The sequence below is a fragment of the Kribbella sandramycini genome (assembly GCF_013131805.1).
GTDB lineage: Bacteria > Actinomycetota > Actinomycetes > Propionibacteriales > Kribbellaceae > Kribbella > Kribbella sandramycini.
This window is the reverse complement of sequence record NZ_JABJRC010000002.1, coordinates 659,795-679,241: the sequence shown is the minus strand read 5'-3', so window position 1 is coordinate 679,241 and position 19,447 is coordinate 659,795. Positions and strand designations below refer to the sequence as shown.

Here is a 19,447-nt window from a genome sequence, read left to right as displayed (position 1 = left end):
CCTGTCCCCGCGGGCTACTTGCGGGTAATGTCGGTCACATGGTGACCGCGAAGCGTCCTCCCGGGTGGCCGTTGCTCGTCGCGCTGACGAACGGGCGGGCGCGCGTTCCGGACGACCGGCTGGCCGCGGCGGTCCGCGGCCGGGTCGTGCTGGTGACCGGGTCGTCGTACGGGATCGGCGAGGCGACCGCGCGGCGGCTGGCGCGCGCGGGGGCGACAGTCCTGCTGGTCGCGCGGACGGCGGACCAGCTCGATGCGGTCTCCGCGGAGATTCGGGCCGATGGGGGCCGGGCGTTCGCGTATCCGGCGAACCTGGCCGATCCGGCCGCGATCGAGGCGCTCGTCCGGGAGATTCTGGCTGAGCACGGGCAGGTCGACGTCCTGGTGAACAACGCGGGGAAGTCGATCCGGCGGTCGGTCGCCGACTCCTACCAGCGATTCCACGACATCGAGCGGACGAACGCGGTCAACTACCTCGGCCCGGCGAAGCTCGTCCTCGAGTTGCTCCCGTCGATGCGCGAACGGCGGACCGGGCACATCGTGAACGTGTCGACGGCCGGCGTCCGGACGCCGCCGATGGCGCGCTGGTCGGCGTACCTCGCCTCGAAGAGCGCGTTCGACGTCTGGCTGCGGTGCGTGGCGCAGGAGATTCGCGGCGACGGCGTGACGACGTCGAGCGTGTACATGGGTCTGGTGCACACCCGGATGAGTGAGCCGACACCGCTGCTGAACAAGATGCCCGGGTTGAGCCCGGAGCAGGCCGCCGACCAGGTCTGTACGGCGGTTGCCACACGGCCGAACAACATCACTCCCCCGATGGTGCGACCGGCCGATGTCTTGGGCAACCTGTTCCGGGTGCCGACGGATCGGCTGTTCGAGCTGTACTTCCGGCGCGGCGAGCGGCCGCGGAAACCGGGGAGCGGCGCGTGAGTCTGCGCAGCACAGCCGCCGAGCTGGGCGGGGTGTCGGTCGCGGTGGTGAAGTCGGGCGTCTGGCGGCCGATGCATCCTGGGCAGCTGATCGGGATCGAGCGGGCGCTGCGGCAGTGGGGTCAGTCGATGGCCGCGCTCGGGGCGATCGCGGCGGTGCGATACCCGGAGCGGGCGGCGGTGATCGACGACGACGGGAGTACGACGTACGCCGAGCTGGATCGGCGATGTGAGCGGATCGCGGCGGAGTTGCACGCGTCGTACGGGATTGTTGCTGGGAGCAAGGTTGCGGTGTTGTGCCGGAACCATCGGGGGTTCCTGGAGGCGACGCTGGCCGCTTCGCGGGTCGGTGCGGATGTGTTGTTCGTGAATACCGAGTTCGCGGCGCCGCAGTTGGAGGCGGTGCTGGAGCGGCATCGGCCGGATCTGCTCGTGCACGACGCCGAGTTCACGGCGCCGGCGGATCTGCCGGCCCTGCTGTCGGATCTGTCGCCGCTGGTGTCATCGACGGCTCCTCCGGCGCCTGCGCCGTCGTCCCCTGGGCACATCACCATTTTGACGTCGGGGACGACCGGGACGCCGAAGGCGGCACCGCGGGTGCCGACTGCGCTAGGCCTGGCCGGGCTGACGGCGAGCGCGCTGCGGCGGTTCGGGCTGCGGTCCGGGGAGCCGATGTTGATCTGCCCGCCGTTGTTTCACGGGCTGGGGTTGCTGACGTCGATGATGGCCTTGTTCTTCGGGTCGCCGCTGGTGTTGACGCGGCGGTTCGATGCGGCGGAGGTGTTGCGGCGGGTCGACGAGTATCGGATCGGGTCGATCGTCGCCGTACCGGTGATGTTGCGGCGGCTGTTGGAGTTGGGGCCGGCGGAGCTTGCGCAGTACGACGTCCGGTCGGTGCGGGCAGTGATCTCCGGGGCCTCGGCGTTGGGGGCGCCGCTGGCGGAGCAGTTCATCGCGCAGTTCGGGCCGGTGTTGTGCGATGCGTACGGGTCAAGTGAGGTCGGGATCGCGACGATCGCGAACTCGGCCGATCTGCTCGCGGCGCCGGGGACGGTCGGGCGGCCATGTCTGGGGAGCTCGGTGCGGATCCTGGACGACCACGGGCAACCGGTCGGCGTCGGTGCGACCGGGCGGATCTTCGTGAGCAGCGGGCTGGTGTTCGGCGGGTACTCCGACGGATCGAACAAGTCGGTGATCGGGCGCCGGATGAGCACGGGTGATCTCGGACACCTCGATCGGGCCAGGCGGTTGTTCGTCGACGGGCGCGAGGACGACATGATCGTGTCGGGTGGGGAGAACGTCTACCCGATCGAGGTCGAGGACTGTTTGACCCGGCATCCGGCGGTGGCCGAGGCGGTGGTGATCGGCGTGCCGGATGCGGAATTCGGGCAGCGGCTGGCGGCGTACGTCGTCCTGCGGTCGGAGGTGACCGAGGACGAGCTGATCGCGCATGTGCGGGCGAGTTTGGCGCGGTACAAGACGCCGCGCGAGGTGGTGATCCTGGACGCGCTGCCGCGGAACGCGACCGGGAAGGTGTTGCGGAACAAGCTCAGGTGAGGTTGCGGGGCGGCGTGCCGGTGTAGGTCGGCAGGACGCCCTTCGGGAGCGGGCCCTTGATGCGGGTCGGCTCCTGGGACTGCTCGTAGGCGTGGGCGAGGATGCCGACCGAGCGGGACAGCACGAACAGCCCGCGGGCGAGCGGGACCGGGAAGCCGAGCTCGGCGTAGATGGTCGCGGTGGCGCCGTCGATATTCATCGGGATCGGGGCGAGAGCGCTCTCCAGGGCCAGCGCCAGCTCGACGTACCGGCCGCTGATGATGCCCTCGGCAACAGCCTGCTGGGCCGCGCCGATCAGTGGGTCGCGACGCGGGTCGCGCGGGTGGAAGCGGTGCCCGAAGCCGGGGATGAACGCCTTCCGCTCCTTGTACTCGGCAACGAGCTCCGCCGGCTCTTGCCCGCTCGCGCCGAGGTCGTACAAGACCTGCAAACACTGCTGCCCCGCGCCGCCGTGCACATCGCCCAGCAGATTGACGCCGGTCGCCATCGCATTGTTCAGCGCCAGCCCACACGACGCCGCCATCCGCGCCGCCGCGATCGACGGCGCCTGCGGCCCGTGATCCACCGCCGCCACCAACGTCAGCTCCAGCAACCGAGCCTCCCCCGCCGACGGCAACTCCCCCCGAGTCATCAACCACACCATCTGCGCAAAACTCACCTCCCCGATCAGCTCCTCGATCGCATACCCCCGAAACCTGATCACCCCAGGCGCAATGTCAGAAATCCCAGTAGCCCACCAGTCAGCCCCATCCCCCACCCCAGCCGCCGTACTAGTCACCCCGGGCGTCGCCCCCGCCCCATCCCCCACCCCAGGCGTCCCCGCTCCACCCGCACCCCCGGGCGTCGTCCCCGCCCCAGGCGTCGTACTCGTCATGTTGCGCCTTTCGTGGCGAGGGCTTGGATTTGGGTGGGGGTGTAGCCGAGGGCGGTGAGGATTTCGGTGGTGTGTTCGCCGAGGCGGGGTGGGCGGGAGGTGGGGGCGACGGGGTGGCCGTCGACGTGGACGCTGCTGCCGAGAACGCGCAGGGAGCGCTCTCTGCCGTCGGGCATCGGGACTTCGTGGAAGAGCTCGCGGGCGCTCAGTTGCTCGAGAGAGAGCGCTTCCTCGACGGTGAGCACGGGGGCGACCGGTACGCCGCTGCCGGCCAGCAGTTCGTCCCAGTGGGTGGCGGTTTCGCGTTCGAGGGTGCGCTCGAGTTCGGCCTTGAGTTCGGCGCGGTGGGCTTTGCGGGATTCGCGGGTGGCGAACCGGACGTCGTCGATCAGGTCGGGACGGTCGAGGATGCGACAGAGCTCGACGTACTGCTCTTGTTTGTTGGCGGCGATGTTCAGGTCGCCGGCGGCGGTGCGGAAGGTGCCGGAGGGGGCGGACGTCGCGTTCTCGTTGCCCATCGCGCGGGGGACGCGGCCGGCGACCAGATAGTCGGAGACGACCCAGCCCATCGCGGCGACGGCGGTCTCCAGCATCGAGACGTCGAGGTAGCTCCCGATGCCGGTACGGGCGCGTTTCACAAGCGCGGCCGAGATGGCGAACGCGGCGGCGTACCCACCGAGCGTGTCGGCGATCGGGAAGCCGGTCCGCGTTGGAGCGCTCTCCGGCGTTCCCGTCACGCTCATGATCCCGGAGAGTCCCTGGATGATCTGGTCGTACGCCGGGCGGCCGCGCATCGGGCCGGTCTGGCCGAACCCCGACACCGCGCAGTACACCAGCCCGGCGTTCAACTCCCGCAACCGCTCCACCGGAAACCCGAGCCGCGCCAGCACCCCCGGCCGGAAGTTCTCCAGCAGTACGTCGGCCTCCCGCACCAGCCGCTCGAACACCTCCCGCCCCGCCGGGTTCTTCAGATCCAGCGTCAGAGAGCGCTTCCCCCCGTTCTGCGCAAGAAACGAAACCCCCAACCCCTCCGCCGACAACTCCGCATCACCCCCCAGGCTCCGAGCCAGATCCCCCGACCCCGGCACCTCCACCTTCACCACATCCGCCCCCATCAGCCCCAGCTGATACCCCGCAAACGGCCCCGCCAACACGTTCGTCAGATCAAGAACCCTCACACCGCTCAGCAGATCGGCGAGGAAGCCCTCCGAAGACGGAGGAGCGAATCCGAGGCCGACGTCCGCCGCGTCCGGGGCGGGGGTGGCACCGGCTGGGGTGGGGTCAGGTCGCACTGAAGCCGCTCCAGTTGGTGGTGGTGATGGTGGTGGCGCAGCGGCGGACGGCGGTGATGTAGGTGGGGAGGCGGTCGTCGGAGAAGCGGGTGGTGGGGCCGCCGATGGCGATGGCGGCTACTACGCGGCCGTCGGGGCGGCGGACGGGGGCGGCGACGCCGGAGGCGCCTAGTTCGCGTTCGCCGTGGCTGACGGCGAAGCCGCGGGCTTCGGCGTCGGCGGCGGCGGCGCGGAGGCGTTTGGCGAAGCCGGGTGGGCGGGGGGCTTCGAGGGCGACTTCTTCGATGACGGAGGGGTCGACGGAGAGGACGGGCGGGTCGGTGAGCAGGACTTTCGCGGCGGCGCCGCTCCAGAGCGGCATGGAGGAGCCGACGGCGACGGTGTGGCGGATGCTCAGGGTGCCTTGGGCCTGGGCCAGGCAGACGCGGGTGCGGCCGACGCGGATGTAGAGGTTGGCGGTCTCACCGGTGTCGGCGGCCAGCCGGCCCATCGCCGCGCGGACCGCGGGCGGGATCTCCATCGTCGCGCTGCTCAGCCGCGACCAGCGCAGGAACCCCGGGCCGATCGCGTACTTCCCCGGCCCGATCGCCGCCACCAGGCCGCGTTGCTCCAATGTCGTGACAAGACGGAATACGGTCGTCTTCGGCAGGCCACTCGCGGTCGTCAGCGCGGCCAGCGTCCAGCTCGGGTGTTCGTCGTCGAAGCGTTCGAGCAGGTCCAGCGCCCGGTGCACGCTGCGAACCCCGTCACTGTCACCCATCCGGACACTCCCCTCGCTACGGTCCTCCGACCATAACCCGGCGTACCACAGAACGGAATCTCTGTACCTCCTGGTGGAATGCTGCTACGGTCACGCACAATCGGACCCCCTCGCCCACGGAGGTATTCCCATGGCGCGATCCCGTACGGCGCTGGTCGCCGCGGGCCTGGCCGTCAGCCTGCTCGCCAGTGGCTGCTCGGCGCTGGAGAAGGCGCTCGACGGCGGCAGCGTCGCCGGCGACTTCCCCAGCCGCAACGTCGAGATCATGGTGCCCGCGGCCCCCGGCGGCGGCTGGGACCTGACGGCTCGGCAGTTCCAGCACGTGATCCAGGAGGACAAGCTGCTCCCCGGCCGCTCCGTCTCGGTCGTGAACGTGACCGGCGCGGGCGGCGCGGTCGGCATCTCGAAGCTGGTCACGAAGAACCGCAAGGACCCGCACACGCTGATGATCACCGGCCTGGTGATGGTCGGCGCGCTGACCCTGAACCAGTCCCAGATCACGGTCTCCGACACCACGCCGATCGCGACGCTGACCGCCGAGCAGGAGGTGATCGTCGTCAAGGCCGACTCCCCGCTGAAATCGCTGAAGGATCTCGTCGAGATGTACAAGGCCGATCCGGCGAGCGTCAGCTGGGGCGGCGGCACCATCGGCGGCACCGACCACATCACGGCGGGCACCCTGGTGAAGGCCGCCGGTCTCGAGCCGTCGAAGGTGAAGTACATCAGCTACTCCGGCGGCGGCGAGGCGACCGCGGCCATCCTGTCCGGTGACGTCACCGTCGGCATCTCCGGGATGAGCGAGTTCGAGGAGCAGATCACCGCGGGCAAGATGCGGGTCCTGGCCACCACCGGCGCCGAGCCGCTCACCGTCGTCGGCAAGCAGTTGCCGACGATGAAATCCGAGGGCTACGACGCCGAAGTCCAGAACTGGCGCGCGATCGTCGCGCCTCCGGACCTCCCGGACGCCGACCGGCTGCGCCTGATCGACTTCGTCAGCAAGGTCAACGCCTCCCCCGAGTGGGCCGAGATCCGCAAGAAACAAGGCTGGACGGAGTTCTTCAAGACCGGCGACGACGCGAAGCATTTCATCGCCGACGAGACCACCCGGGTCCAGGCCCTCCTCAAAGAGCTGGGGATCGTATGAGCGCGTCCGAAGAGGTTGAGGTCAAGGCGTCGGATGTCGAGGTCGAGGCCTCGCGGCTGGTGCGGATCGTCGCCGCGCTGGTCCTGATCGTGCTGAGCGCGACCTTCCTGATCGGGGTCTTCGACATCCGCAGCCCGAAAGGGCTCGACCCGGCCGGGCCGCGGTTCTTTCCGTTGCTGGTGACAACGGCCTGGCTGATCTTCTCCATCGCGTATCTGGTGGAGGGGCTGCGGTCGCCGAAGACCGCCAAGCCGGTAGGCGATCGAAGCTGGTTCGAACCGGTCGCGATCTCAGGTCTGCTGGTGCTCTATGCGCTGCTCGTGGTGCCGCTGGGCTACATGCTCGCGACCGCGTTGCTGTTCTTCGCAGCGGCCCGGGTGCTCGGTAGCCGGCAGCTCGCGCGAGACATCGTCACCTCGCTGGTGCTGGCGATCGTCGTCTACGTGGCCTTCACGCGCTTCCTCGACATCTCGCTGCCGAAGGGGGTGCTGGGCCTGTGACGAGTTTGAGTGTCGCCGGCGACCTCCTGCACGGCTTCGGCACCGTGCTCGACCCGATGAACCTGCTGTGGGCGATCCTCGGCGTCACGCTCGGCATGCTCGTCGGCATCCTGCCCGGGATCGGCCCCGCGCTGACGATCGCGCTGCTGCTGCCGATCACGTTCAACTTCTCCGACCCGATCGGCGCGTTCATCATGTTCGCCGGGATCTACTACGGCGCCATGTACGGCGGGTCGACCACCTCGATCCTGATCAACACCCCGGGCGAGTCCGCCTCGGTGGCGACCGCGATCGAGGGCCACAAGATGGCGCTCAAGGGCCGGGCCCGGGCCGCGCTGGCGACCGCGGCGATCGGCTCGTTCGTGGCCGGGACGATCTCGACCGTCCTGCTCACGTTCGTCGCGAAGCCGATCGGCAGCCTGGCCAGCCACTTCCAGGCGACCGACTACTTCGCGGTCACCCTGCTCGCGATGATCGCGGTGACGGCGCTCGTCGGGCACTCGATAGTCCGCGGTCTGCTGTCGCTGACGGTCGGGCTCTTCATCGGGCTGATCGGTCTCGACAGCCTCTCCGGCGCGCCGCGGTACACGTTCGGCTCGCTGCGGCTGCTCGACGGTATCGACGTCGTGATCGTGATCGTCGGCCTGTTCGCGATCGGCGAGACGCTGCACGTCGCCTCCCGGCTCCGGTCGACGCCCGATCGCCCCGCCGTCCTCGAGAAGGGCCGGCTGCGCACCGGCTACCTGAACAAGTCGGACTGGAAGCGCTCGTGGGCGCCGTGGTTGCGCGGGACCGCGCTCGGCTTCCCGTTCGGCGCGATCCCGTCCGGCGGCGCCGAAGTACCGACGTTCCTGTCGTACTCGATCGAGCGGCGGCGGGCGCGCAAGAAGGGCCGCGACGAGTTCGGTGAAGGCGCGATCGAGGGCGTCGCCGGTCCGGAGGCGGCCAACAACGCGTCGTTCTCCGGCGTCCTGGTCCCGCTGCTGACGCTCGGCCTGCCGACGTCGGCGACGGCAGCGGTGATGCTGGCGGCGTTCCAGATCTTCAACGTGCAGCCCGGGCCGCAGCTGTTCGAGAACAACAGCACCCTGGTCTGGACGCTGATCGCGTCGCTCTACGTCGGCAACCTGATCCTGCTGATCATGAACCTGCCGCTGATCCAGATCTGGGTCCAGGTGCTCAAGGTGCCGCGCCCGCTGCTGTACGCCGGGATTCTCGTGTTCGCCTGTCTCGGCGTGTACTCGCTGTCCGGTTCGGGCTACGAGGTGCTGATGGCGCTGCTGATCGGCGTCGTCGGATTCTTCATGCGGAAACTCGACTTCCCGATCGCCCCGGTCATCCTGGGCGTGATCCTGGGGCCGACGATGGAGGAGCAGTTCCGCCGGGCGCTGGTGATCTCGAACGGCGACGCGAGTGTGTTCTTCACCCGGCCGCTGAGCCTGATCATCATCATCTTGACGGTGCTCGCCTTGTTCGTCCCGTACCTGCCGCGGATCGTCGCGCGGATCCGGGGCACGCAGCCCGCGCACCAGCGCCTGACGTTCGGCGAGGACGACTGATGGGAGACTGTGCAGCGTGAAGATCCTGGTCGGTTACGTGCCCACGCCGGAGGGTGAGGCGGCGCTCGACGCCGCCGCCCGGGAGGCCGCCCTGCGCGGCGCCTCCGTCCTGCTGCTCAACACCAGTCGCGGCGACGCCTATATCGACGCCCGCTACGCCAACGACACCGAGCTCGCCGCGGCCGAGGCGAAACTGCGCGAGCGCGGTGTCGAGGTGACGATCCAGCAGGCCGTCTCCGCCGGTGACGTCGCCGGCGAGCTCCTCAAGGCGGCCGCCGCCGAGGACGTCGCGCTGATCGTCCTCGGCCTCCGCCGCCGCTCCCCCGTCGGCAAACTCATCCTCGGCAGCACCGCCCAGCGAGTGCTGCTCGAGTCCCCCGTCCCGGTCCTCGCCGTCAAGGCCGCGTCGCCGCACGACGACTGATCGCTACATCTTCGTCAGCTGCCAGCGCTGGCAGGGCCCGTTCCAGTAGTGCCAGACGATGACCTCTGCAACCTTCTCCTTCACGCACTTCGGCACGTCGACCATGAAACCGGTGTCGGCCTGTTGCAGGGTCCAGCTGTTACCTGCCGCGGGTTCGATCCGCCAGCGCTGGCAGTCGGAGGCATCCGTGCCGAAGGCCACCAGCCTGGCGGCCGGCATCCGGGAGCAGTTCTCGACCTGCAGCGCGGTCCCGGTCGACGGGTCGACGATCTGATAGACGTCGTCGCCGAGCGGTTTGACCTGCCACCGCTGGCACGGGCTGTCCTGGACCCAGTCCCACGTCCGGATGCCTTGGGCCGGATCGCAGTTCTTGATGTCGAGGACGTAGTCCTTGGTGGGATCGCGGAGCGCCCGGATCTTGTAGCGGCCGTCCAGCTGGGTCGTGTTCAGCGCCGCCCGCAGGAACCACTGCTGCTCGGCTACGGGGGCGCAGGTCCGCTGGACGATGTCGGCGCCGTTCGCCGTCGAGGCGTCCTGAACCGCCGCGCACTTACCGCTGTGCGCGAAGCGGAGCCGGAACACCGTGTCGTAGCTGCTCCCCTCGACGTAGTCGAGCAGGACCTGCTGATTACCTTGGCCGAGGCACTTCCACTGCACGAGCGGCGCGTTGTCGTCCACGCTCTGGTTTCCGACGTCGGCACAGCGTGCGGCGCTGTCGATGCCGGCGCCGTCGACGTGCACCATGTGCAGCTCGTACTGGTCGGTTCCGGCGACTGGCACGACCCGGAAACGCTGGTGCAGGGCGTTGAAACAATCCCACTGCTGGATCGTTGCCGGGTCGGTCAGACTCCCGTTCTCCACGTCCATGCACTTCCCGCTGTTGCGTGCGACCAGTTCGTAGGTCCGCGACTCCAGGTCGAACTTCGGACCGATGTCCGAGGCGCCGACCGCCGGCTCGGACCAGTCGCTGACCGGAGCCTCGAACGCGTTACCGGTCGAGCGCAGGTGCGCGACCTGCCGGCCGCCGCCGGCCATCGACGTGACCAGGGCTGCGTCGGCCTTTCCGTCCTTGTCGAGGTCGCCGACCTGGAGGGCGGTGCGCAGGGGGTCGCGATCGGTCCCGGTCCACCAGTCCGCCAGCGTGAACGCCGTACCGGTCGATCGGAAGGTCTTCAGGACGGTTCCGGTCCCGTTGTCGTACACCGAGACGACGTCGCCCTTGCCATCGCCATCCACATCGCCCGCGACCGGGTGTCCCTTGTCGAAGCAGTACGCGCCGTCGTACGCCGTCGTCGCGGCACCGAACGCCGTACCGGACGACTTGTAGACGTCCACGACCGAGCGGCAGTCACCGGTCTTACGGATGACGGCAAGGTCGTCCTTCCCGTCACCGTCCACGTCGGTCAGCACCGGCTGGGTCAGCGCCCAGTCGCCGCCGGCTGTTGTCGTCCGCAACCACTGCACAGGCGCAGACAGATTGCCGCCCGGGTACACCACGACCCGCCACACGCCGTTCCCGGCGTTGAGCTGGACGACGATGTCGCTCACCTTGTCCCCGGTCACGTCACCGGACGTCACATGCGCGGTCGCGATCGTCCAGTCCGCCTGCGGCGCCTTCCACGTCGGCGTCGACGGCGGCTCGTATCGGTTGCCGTCCGACACCATCAGGTAGAGCGCCACCCGGCGTCCGGGCTCGTCGCGGAAGAAGGCCAGGTCCGTCCGGCCGTCCCCGGTGAAGTCACCCTGGACCGGCCGGCTACGCGACAACGCGAACCCGCCGTTGATCCCGGTGTCCCACGCCATCGTCCCGGTACCGAGCGCGCCGTTGCGGCTGAGGACGTTCCAGACTCCGGTCCGGCCGAACCCCTGGTCGACGACGAGAACCACGTCGGCCGCACCGTCACCGTTCACGTCGGAGCGCACCCGTGGCGCCGCGGTGTTGGCCGTCGCGATCAACGTCCAGGCTCGCGCCGACAGCGGCCCCACGTTGCCGGCCTTGTCCACGGCGCGCACCCAGAGCCTGCGGCTCGACGAGGGCACACTGATCGGCAGTACAGCGGTCCCGTCCGGACGCGCCTTCACCGTGAGCACGATCTTGGCCTGCTCGAATCCGTACTGGTACTCGACGACGTCGCTGTCACCCGGGGCCGGGCTGAACGTGATCGTCCCCACCTCGCGGGCCGGCTTGCCCGGCCGCCCGTCGGGGAAATCGGCCGAGGCCCGCAGCGCCTCCCCCGGCGCCTGGCTGTCGATCGTGAAGTAGCACTTCGCCGTCGGCGGCCCGGACTCGATGTCGTCGCCCGCGACCCGATCGTCGCTGCGGGCGAGGTAGTAGTACGGCGTGTCGTCGCTCAGCACGTCCTCCGGAACCGGGGACCAGGTGAAGGCAGCGCCGTTGCCGGTGATCCCAGTGTCCTGCTGGTAGACCGTGACGTCGTCGGACACCCGGTGGATCTCCAGCTTGTTCACCAGGCTGTCGCCGTCCGGATCGGAAGCGACCCCGGAGAAGGCCGGCTGCCGGGTGCTGATCGGAGTCGGCGCAGTCTTCGTACCGCAGGGCTTGGGGATGTCGAAGTTGACCTTCAGCGGCATCCGCGGGGCGTTGTTGTAGTCGATGATGATGGACGCGGTCGCACCGTGGAACTTTTTCCACTGGTACTCGTCGGTCTCGCTCGGCGCCCGCAGCCCGAGCGACACCGAGGTCTCCCGCGCAGTGGCGATCTTCTGGATCTCCGACTTCAGGTCGGGCGACTCCCAGCCCATGGCCATGTCCGGTGCGCCGGACTTGGCGTGCCCACTCGCGGTGGCCAGGTACTTCAGCCAGCCCGTGTTGTTCCAAGTGACCTCTTGGGCCCGGCTGACCGGCGTGGTCCGGTAGAGGTCGACCGGCCGGGCCGTGCCGTCCGGCGAATGGTCGAGGACGACGGAGAACCGCGCCCGGACGATGCGGGCACCGGCGATCCCCGTCGTGTCGAGGTTGAACAGCGATCGGTAGGTATCGGTGTCCGCTCCCCAGGCCTGGCCGACCTTGGCACCTTGGGCCCGGTCGTACGCCCAGTAGCTTTGATTCGGCACCCTCAGGTTGACGTGCGTCCACAGATCGCCTGCGTCGTCCGACCAGGGCGGGTCGATGATCACCGGGTACCGGGTTGCCGGCGAGCTCAGCATCGCCTGGTCCGGCCGGATAGTCAGTACGCCGTCTGCCAGGCTGCCGGCGAGAGGTTTCGTCACCGGCTCGGTGGCCGAGTCCCACATCAGCGGCCGTCCGGAGGAGAAGATCGTCCGTCCGCGGCGATCCTTGGCGAGCGTCGTCCCGTCCGCAGTGCGGGTGAAGGTCAGCCCGGTGCCGCGCAGCTGGAACCGTAGCTCGCGGAGCGCGGGGTTGCGGCCCGCGGCCGGGGTCTTCACCACGAGCGCCTTGGCGAAGCCCGTCGGTTCGGCACGCAGTCGCAGATCGACCCCCGGCAGGACATCGACGTACGTCGCGGTGTCGGCGCGCAGCACCGGCTTCGGCAACGTGCCGGGCCAGCCGAGGCTCACCCGCTGATTCGGGCCGCCAAGGCTGACCAGGCCCGCACCCGGTCCACCGCCGGACAGGACGAGGCCTCGATCGCTGACCGCCGGACGAACCTTGCCGTCGGCACCGAAACGGAGCGTCGGGTCCAGTGCCTTCCAGCCGGCCGCGGCGCCGGTCCGCACCGGCGTGACGTGCTGAACCATCGTGTGCGATCCGTCGGGATTCACATAGACCTCGCGCGAGGTCGACCTCAGCTCCGGCCGCTCGACCCGCTGACCGGTCTTCCGGGCCCGCGCGGCCGCATCGTCGGCTGTGCTGCTGGGACGATCGACGGCCGGAGCAGGAGGGCCGGCTGCCGTCGTCGTCGGTACGTGGACCAGGAACAGCGGCAGGGTGACGATCGCGGCTGTCAGCACACGAAGTGTCGGTGAGGTGAACACGCTGTTCTCCTGTCGGGAGGAGCCGCAAGACGGCGGCCACCATCGCACAGACTGCAGCGACGCGGAACTGCTCGGCCGGACCATTCCACCGTGCTGCAGATGGTTGCCCGATTTCCGCCAGACCATTCGCCGCCGATCGAACAGGTTGCCCAGGAGACCGCATTCCTCTGCACTGATGCTCCGCCCTGCCCTGCCCCGCTCAACCAGGGAGTCCTCATGCGTGTGCGCCGATACTGGCGGACGTCGTCGACGGCCATCGCCGTCGCGATCAGTCTGGTCGTGACCATTCCCGGGGTCGCTTCGGGCGAACCTGCCTCCGGCAAGCCCAAACCCACGGCACGCGGCGCCGAACCGCGCAAGGAGAAGTCGGTTCCGGCCGAGACCCTGCTGCCCAAGGCAGGCATCCCCGACCGGGACGCCGAACGCACGGTGACCTCGATCCCCGAGCAGCGCTGGCCGGCGGCCGGTCGCGCGGAGGTCGCCGTACCGAAGCCGCAAGCGCCGTCGGCCGGTCGCACCGCGAACGCCGTGGGGCCGATGACGCCGGCCGGCACACTCCCGTTCGCCATCGGGCCGGCCGGTCCCGTGAACAAGGCAGCGGCCGGCCTGACCTCGGCCGATCGGGCTACCGTCGCGGCGGCGCCGGGCAAGGTCGCCGTCGAACTGCTCGAGCGCACCGGCGCCGAACTGCGCTTCACTGTTCGCCGTACCGATGGCGTCGCCAAGGCCGGTCAGGTCGGCCTCCGGCTCGACTACAGCGCGTTCCGCCAGGCTTACGGCGGCGACTGGTCGACGCGGCTGCAGGTGCTGAGGCTTCCGGACTGCGCGGGATGCTCACCGGTCCGCGTTCCGAGCCGGAACGACGGGACCGGCACACTCGTGGCCGACGTGCCCGCGGCGGCCGCGCCGACCACGTTCGCCGTCGCCGCGGCGCCGTCCGGGCCGGCGGGCGACGGCACCGCCACCGCGCTCAACCCGACCGCGACCTGGCAGGTCGGCGGCTCCTCGGGTGACTTCAACTGGTCGTACCCGATGCAGGTCCCGCCGAGCCTCGGCGGCCCCAAGCCGACGGTTGCCCTGGGCTACAACTCCGGCGCCGTCGACGGCCGGACCACCGCCAGCAACAGCCAGGGTTCATGGGTCGGCGCCGGCTTCGAACTGGCGCCGGGCGGCTCGATCGAACGCCGCTACGCCTCCTGCGGTTCGAAGACCGAGAAGAAGGGCAACAACGGCACCACCGCCACCGGCGACTACTGCTGGGCGACCGACAACGCGACCTTCTCGCTGAACGGCGCCGGCGGTGAGCTGATCCTGGACGACACGACCAAGACCTGGCACTCCCGCACGGACGACGGCCTGAAGATCGAACGGCTCGGCAACGCCGACAACGGCGACGAGGGCCCGGACGCCGGGGCCGGCCAGAAGGGCGAGTACTGGCGGATCACCGACCAGGGCGGCGTGCAGTACTTCTTCGGGCTCAACAAGTTGCCAGGTGCAAGCACCGCCACCAACTCGGCGTGGACCGTACCGGTGGCCGGCAACAACGGCGGCGAGCCGTGCAACAAGACGGCCTTCGTGGACTCGTTCTGCCAGCAGGCCTACAAGTGGCAGCTCGACTACGTCGTCGACCCGCACGGCAACACGATGAGCTACTACTACGATGTCGAGACCAACAGGTACGGCCGGGCCGGGAAGGCGACGCTGTCCACCCCGTACACCCGGGCCGGCAACATCAACCGGATCGAGTACGGCCAGCAGAAGAACAAGCTGACCGACAACGCCGCCAAGGTCGCACAGATCCGCTTCGAGACCGCTGAGCGGTGCCTGAAGACCACCGGATGTGTCGCCGAAGACTACGTCGACACCCCGCTCGACCAGGAATGCACGAGCACTGCGAACTGCGGGACCGTCCTGTCGCCGACGTTCTGGACCAAGAAGCGGTTGGCCCGGGTGGTCTCCGAGGTGTGGCGCGGTACGGCGTACGCGCCGGTCGACTCGTGGTCGCTGCGGCAGAGCTTCCTGGACCCGAAGGACGGCGGCCGCTCGAGCATGCTGTGGCTGGACGGTCTCGGCAACACCGGTCACGTCGGCGGCACCAAGTCCTTGCCCGAGGTCACCTTCGCCGCGCAGATGCTGCCGAACCGGCTGATCGGGCCCGACTCGATCGGCCAGCCGGCGCTGCTCTGGCCCCGGGTGCAGACCGTCACCTACGGCACCGGCGGGCAGGTGGCCGTGCACTACAAGGCGCCGGACTGCGTGAACCCCAGCGATCTGCCGGCGGTCGACGACAACCGCAAGCGCTGCTACCCGATCAAGTGGACGCCGAAGGACCAGGCCGAACGGCAGGACTGGTTCGCGAAGTACGTCGTCGACGAGGTCAAGGAGTCCGACCAGGTCGGCGGCACCCGCGACCAGCTCACCCGGATCGAGTACCCGGAGGCGCCGGCCTGGCGGCACGACGAGGAAGACGGCCTGGTCGAGGTCGACCGCAAGACCTGGTCGCAGTGGCGCGGGTACGAGAAGGTCAAGGTGATCACCGGCGACGGCGTCGACGGGCCCGCGACAGTCAAGCTGAACACCTACTACCGCGGTATGGACGGCGACGTCCGGCTGGACAACTCGGTCAAGGACGTCTCGATCACCGACTCGACCGGTGCCAAGTCGAAGGACCTGAACGCGCTGACCGGGCGGTCGCGCGAACAGGCGACGTACTCCGGCGCCACGATCGTCGACCGCTCGATCGCCGACCAGTGGGTGTCCAAGGTCGCGACGGCCACCCGGCAGCGTCCGTGGGGCACCACGAAGGCCTATCGGGTGGCCGAGCAGGCCGTTCGTCAGGACCAGGCCACCGGGTCCGGCTGGAAGAGCAGCTCGGCGTCGAACACCATCGACGAGGCCACCGGCCGGCTCACGCAGAAGAGCGATCTGCGCGACGTCAACGACCCCGATGACGACGTCTGCACCCGCTACGAGTACTTCGACAGCCCGGCGGCCGGGCTGAGCGGCCTGCCGGCGCGGCAGCAGACCGTCGATGTCGCGTGTACCAAGCCGTGGACGAAGGACGACGTCATCTCGGACACCGTGACCACCTACGACCCCGCCACCGGCGACAAGCTGACGCACGCCCGGCTGTCCGGATTCGATGCCGCCGGCAAGGAGATCTACCAGACCACGAACACCATCGACTACGACGTCTTCGGCCGGGTCCGGCACACCAAGAAGGGCGCCGCGACGACGACCGTCGACTACACCCCGGCCACCGGCGGTCCGGTCACCGCGACCAGGACCACCCAGCCGAACGGCCAGACCGCGACCAGCACGGTCGACCCGGCCTGGGGTGAGGAACTGTCCGTCACCGATATCGCCAACCGCACCACGACGACCAAGCGCGACGCGCTCGGCCGGGTCCTGGAGACCCGCCGGGCCGGTAACACGGGCGCGATCCCCGATGTCGTCAACGTGTACCGCGACGACACCGGTAAGCCGGGCCTCGTCACCAGCACCGCGCTGCGCGCCGACGGCAGCACCGAGATCACGCGCCAGTTCAGCGACGGTCTCGGTCGCCGCCGGCAGACCCAGAGCGAGTCCGCCGACGGGGTCGGCCGGATCATCACCGACTACCTGACCGACAGCCGCGGCCAGGTCGTCAAGCAGAACGGCCCGTACTACAACAACGCGCCGCTCGGCTTCGAGATCGTCAAGCCGACCGACGAGTCGAAACTCCCGGCCCAGAAGCTGACGACCTTCGACGCCCTCGGCCGGCCGCAGGTGGAGTCGTTCAAGACCAACGGCGTCCAGCAATGGGCCCGTACGCACACCAACGGGACCGGGGTCGAGACCATCGAACCCCCGACCGGTGAGCAGGCGACCACCAGGATCACCGACCTGCAGGGCCGGCTGGTCGAGTTGCGCGCCTACGCGGGCAACAAGGCCACCGGCGCCTACGACAAGACGACCTACGCCTACACGACCAGCGGCCAGATCGCCTCGGTCACCGACCCGGCCGGCAATGTCTGGTCGTACAAGTACGACCTGCGCGGCCGCAAGATCGAGGACAACGACCCCGATCGCGGACCGACGACCTACACCTACAACGAGCTCGACCAGGTGCTCACGGCGAAGGACGCGCGCAACATCACGCTCACCTTCAGCTACGACATCCTCGGCCGGAAGACCGCGGTCAAGCGGGGCGACACGCTCATCAGCGAGACGGTCTACGACACGATCAAGCCGGGCCAGATCACCAGCGCGACCCGCTATGTCGACGGCAACCCCTACACCACGCGCTACACCGGGTACGACGCCGCCGGACGACCGACCGGAACCGAGCTCGTCGTGCCGGCCTCCGAAGGCAACCTCAAGGGCGTCTACCCGATCGGCACCACCTACACCTCCGACGGCCAGGTGAAGAGCACCACGATGCCAGGCGTCGGCGGACTGCCGCAGGAGACGGTCACCGTCGGATACGACTCGCGCAGCCGGCCGATCACCTTGACCGGCGCCGCGCCGTACGTGACCGAGACCGACTACACGGCGTACGGCGAGACCAGCCGGATCAAGGTCGAGAACGGCGACAACTGGACCGAGCAGCTCTTCGAGTACGAAGAGGGGTCACACCGGCTGTCGCGCTCGAGTCTGCTGACGCCGAACGGGTACGCCTCCGATGTCAGCTACAAGTACGACGCGGCCGGGAACGTCCTGCAGGCCACTGATACCCCGACCACCGAGAACTCGACCGACGACACCCAATGCTTCGGCTACGACCACTACCGCCGCCTGACGCAGGCCTGGACGCCGGTCAGCGGTGACTGCGCGGCGGCCCGGAGCAAGGATGCGCTGGGTGGGCCCGCGCCGTACTGGTACAGCTGGACATTCGATGCCATCGGCAACCGGAAGACCGAGCGGCGGATCACGCCGACGACGCAGACCGATGCCAGCTACAAGTACCCGGCGGCCGGACAGGCCGGCCCGCACGCCGTCGAAGAGGTGACCACGACCGGCACCGGCGGCACCCGGGTCGACAAGTACGGGTACGACGCGAGCGGGAACTTGACCACGCGGACCAAGGGCGGCGTCAAGGACACGCTGACGTGGAGTGACGACGGCCGGCTCACCGAGCTCGCCGGGAACGGGAAGTCCAGCAAGTACATCTACGACGCGGAAGGCAACCAGATCCTGCGCAGGGACGCCGGCGGGACGACGTTGTTGCTCGGTGCGACGGAGCTGCTGCTCAAGCCGGACGGCAGCCTGGTCGGGACCCGGTACTACACGCTCGGCGACCACGCGGTGGCCGTGCGGGTCGGCGACCAGATCAAGTGGGTCAGCAGTGACCACCACGGCACGCTGAACGTGTCGGTCGACTCGGTCAGCCTGGCGATCCAGCGGCGCCGGATGACGCCGTACGGCGAGGTGCGTGGCGCCGCGCCGACGGCGTGGACCGGCCAGCGTGGCTTCGTCGGCGGCGTCCAGGACGACTCGACCGGGCTGGTGAGCCTCGGGGCCCGGCAGTACGACCCGGGCACCGGGCGATTCATCTCGGCCGACCCGATCCTGGACTTCGAGGATCCACAGCAGATGAACGCCTACGCCTACGCCAACAACAGCCCCGTCACCTTCAGCGACCCCGACGGCGAGCGCTACGTGACCGAGACCGTCACCACTCTGCGTGAGGTGGTCAAGGTCGTCGTCAAGCGGATCACCGAGGAGCGGGAGCGGCTCGTCACGAAGAGCCGGATGGTGATCCTGGCGGTGGCGATCTACAACGTCTTCCGGGCGCTGGGCTGGAACGCGCTGGCCAACGCGCTGATCAGCTGGGTCAGTTACCAGGTCCGGGAGATCTACAAGATCCAGCGCACGATCCGGGAGCTGGTCAAGGTCCAGGAACGGGTCACCCGCAAACTCCAGCGCTGGGTCGACGACGCGGAGTCCAAGAATCTCGACCAGATGCTGAAGAACTCCAACGACATCCTGGCCTCGGCGACCAGGACCGCGCAGCAGGCGGCACAGGCCATGACCTGGGCTCTCACGCTCCGCGGCGCCAACCGCCAAGGTGGCGGCGGAGGCGGCGGTGGGGTGGGCCGGTTCCACATGTCCGGGGGTCCCAGCCCGTGCTGGGAGTACGGCTGTAAGTATCCGGACCCGAACATCGACAAGCTCGACAACAAGGAGCCTGACCAGCCCCTCTGGTACAAGGTGATCAGGGGAGGCGTCGCGGGCGGCGTGGGTGGCCTTACCGGCTTCGGGTGCGCCGCGCCGCTGACGCCCAGCGGCCTGGGGGCGGCGGGCGCAATGGGAGCTTGCAGCACGGCGACCTTCGTCGCGATCGGGGGATTGTTCGACAACCTCTGGACCGGCGGGCACAAGACCCCCAGGGAGAAGGCGTACGACGAGCAGCGGAAGCAGAACAAGGAGACCTTCCGCCAGTACTGCCACACCTACAACGGCTGCTGAGC

The 19,447-nt window shown here is 69.2% G+C and carries 11 protein-coding genes; 7 read left to right on the top strand and 4 right to left on the bottom strand.

Features of this window, described 5'->3' with window-relative positions; all coding sequences use genetic code 11:
* Positions 1 to 38: 38 nt before the first annotated feature.
* Both HPO96_RS10565 and HPO96_RS10560 read left to right on the top strand, forming a co-directional pair.
* Positions 39 to 929 carry an SDR family NAD(P)-dependent oxidoreductase gene (locus HPO96_RS10565; RefSeq protein WP_171673172.1) on the top strand — a complete coding sequence of 297 codons (891 nt, stop codon included), beginning with the start codon at positions 39 to 41 and terminating at the stop codon, positions 927 to 929.
* On the top strand, positions 926 to 2,485 hold the full coding sequence (locus tag HPO96_RS10560; RefSeq protein ID WP_337796577.1) for an AMP-binding protein: 1,560 nt from the start codon (positions 926 to 928) through the stop codon (positions 2,483 to 2,485). Before HPO96_RS10565 ends, HPO96_RS10560 begins: the two co-directional genes overlap by 4 nt.
* Here HPO96_RS10560 and HPO96_RS10555 read toward each other — a convergent pair.
* From HPO96_RS10555 to HPO96_RS10545, 3 genes are all read right to left on the bottom strand, one after another.
* Positions 2,478 to 3,359, bottom strand: a complete 882-nt coding sequence (locus HPO96_RS10555) for a citryl-CoA lyase (RefSeq protein WP_171673171.1) — start codon at positions 3,357 to 3,359, stop codon at positions 2,478 to 2,480. The genes HPO96_RS10560 and HPO96_RS10555 overlap by 8 nt on opposite strands.
* On the bottom strand, positions 3,356 to 4,537 hold the full coding sequence (locus HPO96_RS10550; RefSeq protein ID WP_337796576.1) for a CaiB/BaiF CoA transferase family protein: 1,182 nt from the start codon (positions 4,535 to 4,537) through the stop codon (positions 3,356 to 3,358). Before HPO96_RS10550 ends, HPO96_RS10555 begins: the two co-directional genes overlap by 4 nt.
* Before the next feature lie 103 nt (positions 4,538 to 4,640).
* Positions 4,641 to 5,411, bottom strand: a complete 771-nt coding sequence (locus tag HPO96_RS10545; protein ID WP_171673170.1) for an IclR family transcriptional regulator — start codon at positions 5,409 to 5,411, stop codon at positions 4,641 to 4,643.
* A 130-nt stretch (positions 5,412 to 5,541) separates the two neighbouring features.
* On the opposite strand from HPO96_RS10545, the gene HPO96_RS10540 reads away from it, so the two are divergent.
* From HPO96_RS10540 to HPO96_RS10525, 4 genes are read left to right on the top strand one after another with little or no spacing between them, the layout of a single operon-like run.
* Positions 5,542 to 6,555 carry a Bug family tripartite tricarboxylate transporter substrate binding protein gene (locus tag HPO96_RS10540; RefSeq protein ID WP_171673169.1) on the top strand — a complete coding sequence of 338 codons (1,014 nt, stop codon included), beginning with the start codon at positions 5,542 to 5,544 and terminating at the stop codon, positions 6,553 to 6,555.
* Entirely contained in the window at positions 6,552 to 7,055 is a 504-nt protein-coding gene (locus HPO96_RS10535) for a tripartite tricarboxylate transporter TctB family protein (RefSeq protein ID WP_171673168.1), read from the top strand. The genes HPO96_RS10540 and HPO96_RS10535 overlap by 4 nt, the downstream gene beginning before the upstream one ends.
* Complete coding sequence (locus tag HPO96_RS10530) at positions 7,052 to 8,614, top strand: tripartite tricarboxylate transporter permease (protein WP_337796575.1); 1,563 nt, start codon at positions 7,052 to 7,054, stop codon at positions 8,612 to 8,614. Before HPO96_RS10535 ends, HPO96_RS10530 begins: the two co-directional genes overlap by 4 nt.
* Positions 8,615 to 8,630: 16 nt before the next feature.
* Positions 8,631 to 9,038: a universal stress protein gene (locus tag HPO96_RS10525; RefSeq protein ID WP_171673167.1), complete on the top strand. Its 408-nt coding sequence runs from the start codon at positions 8,631 to 8,633 to the stop codon at positions 9,036 to 9,038.
* Between the two features lie 3 nt (positions 9,039 to 9,041).
* Here the strand turns inward: HPO96_RS10525 and HPO96_RS10520 are convergent, their stop codons facing one another.
* Positions 9,042 to 12,995, bottom strand: a complete 3,954-nt coding sequence (locus HPO96_RS10520; protein ID WP_171673166.1) for an RICIN domain-containing protein — start codon at positions 12,993 to 12,995, stop codon at positions 9,042 to 9,044.
* Between the two features lie 216 nt (positions 12,996 to 13,211).
* On the opposite strand from HPO96_RS10520, the gene HPO96_RS10515 reads away from it, so the two are divergent.
* Positions 13,212 to 19,445, top strand: coding sequence for an RHS repeat domain-containing protein (locus HPO96_RS10515; RefSeq protein ID WP_171673165.1), 6,234 nt, complete (start codon positions 13,212 to 13,214; stop codon positions 19,443 to 19,445).
* Positions 19,446 to 19,447: the final 2 nt, after the last annotated feature.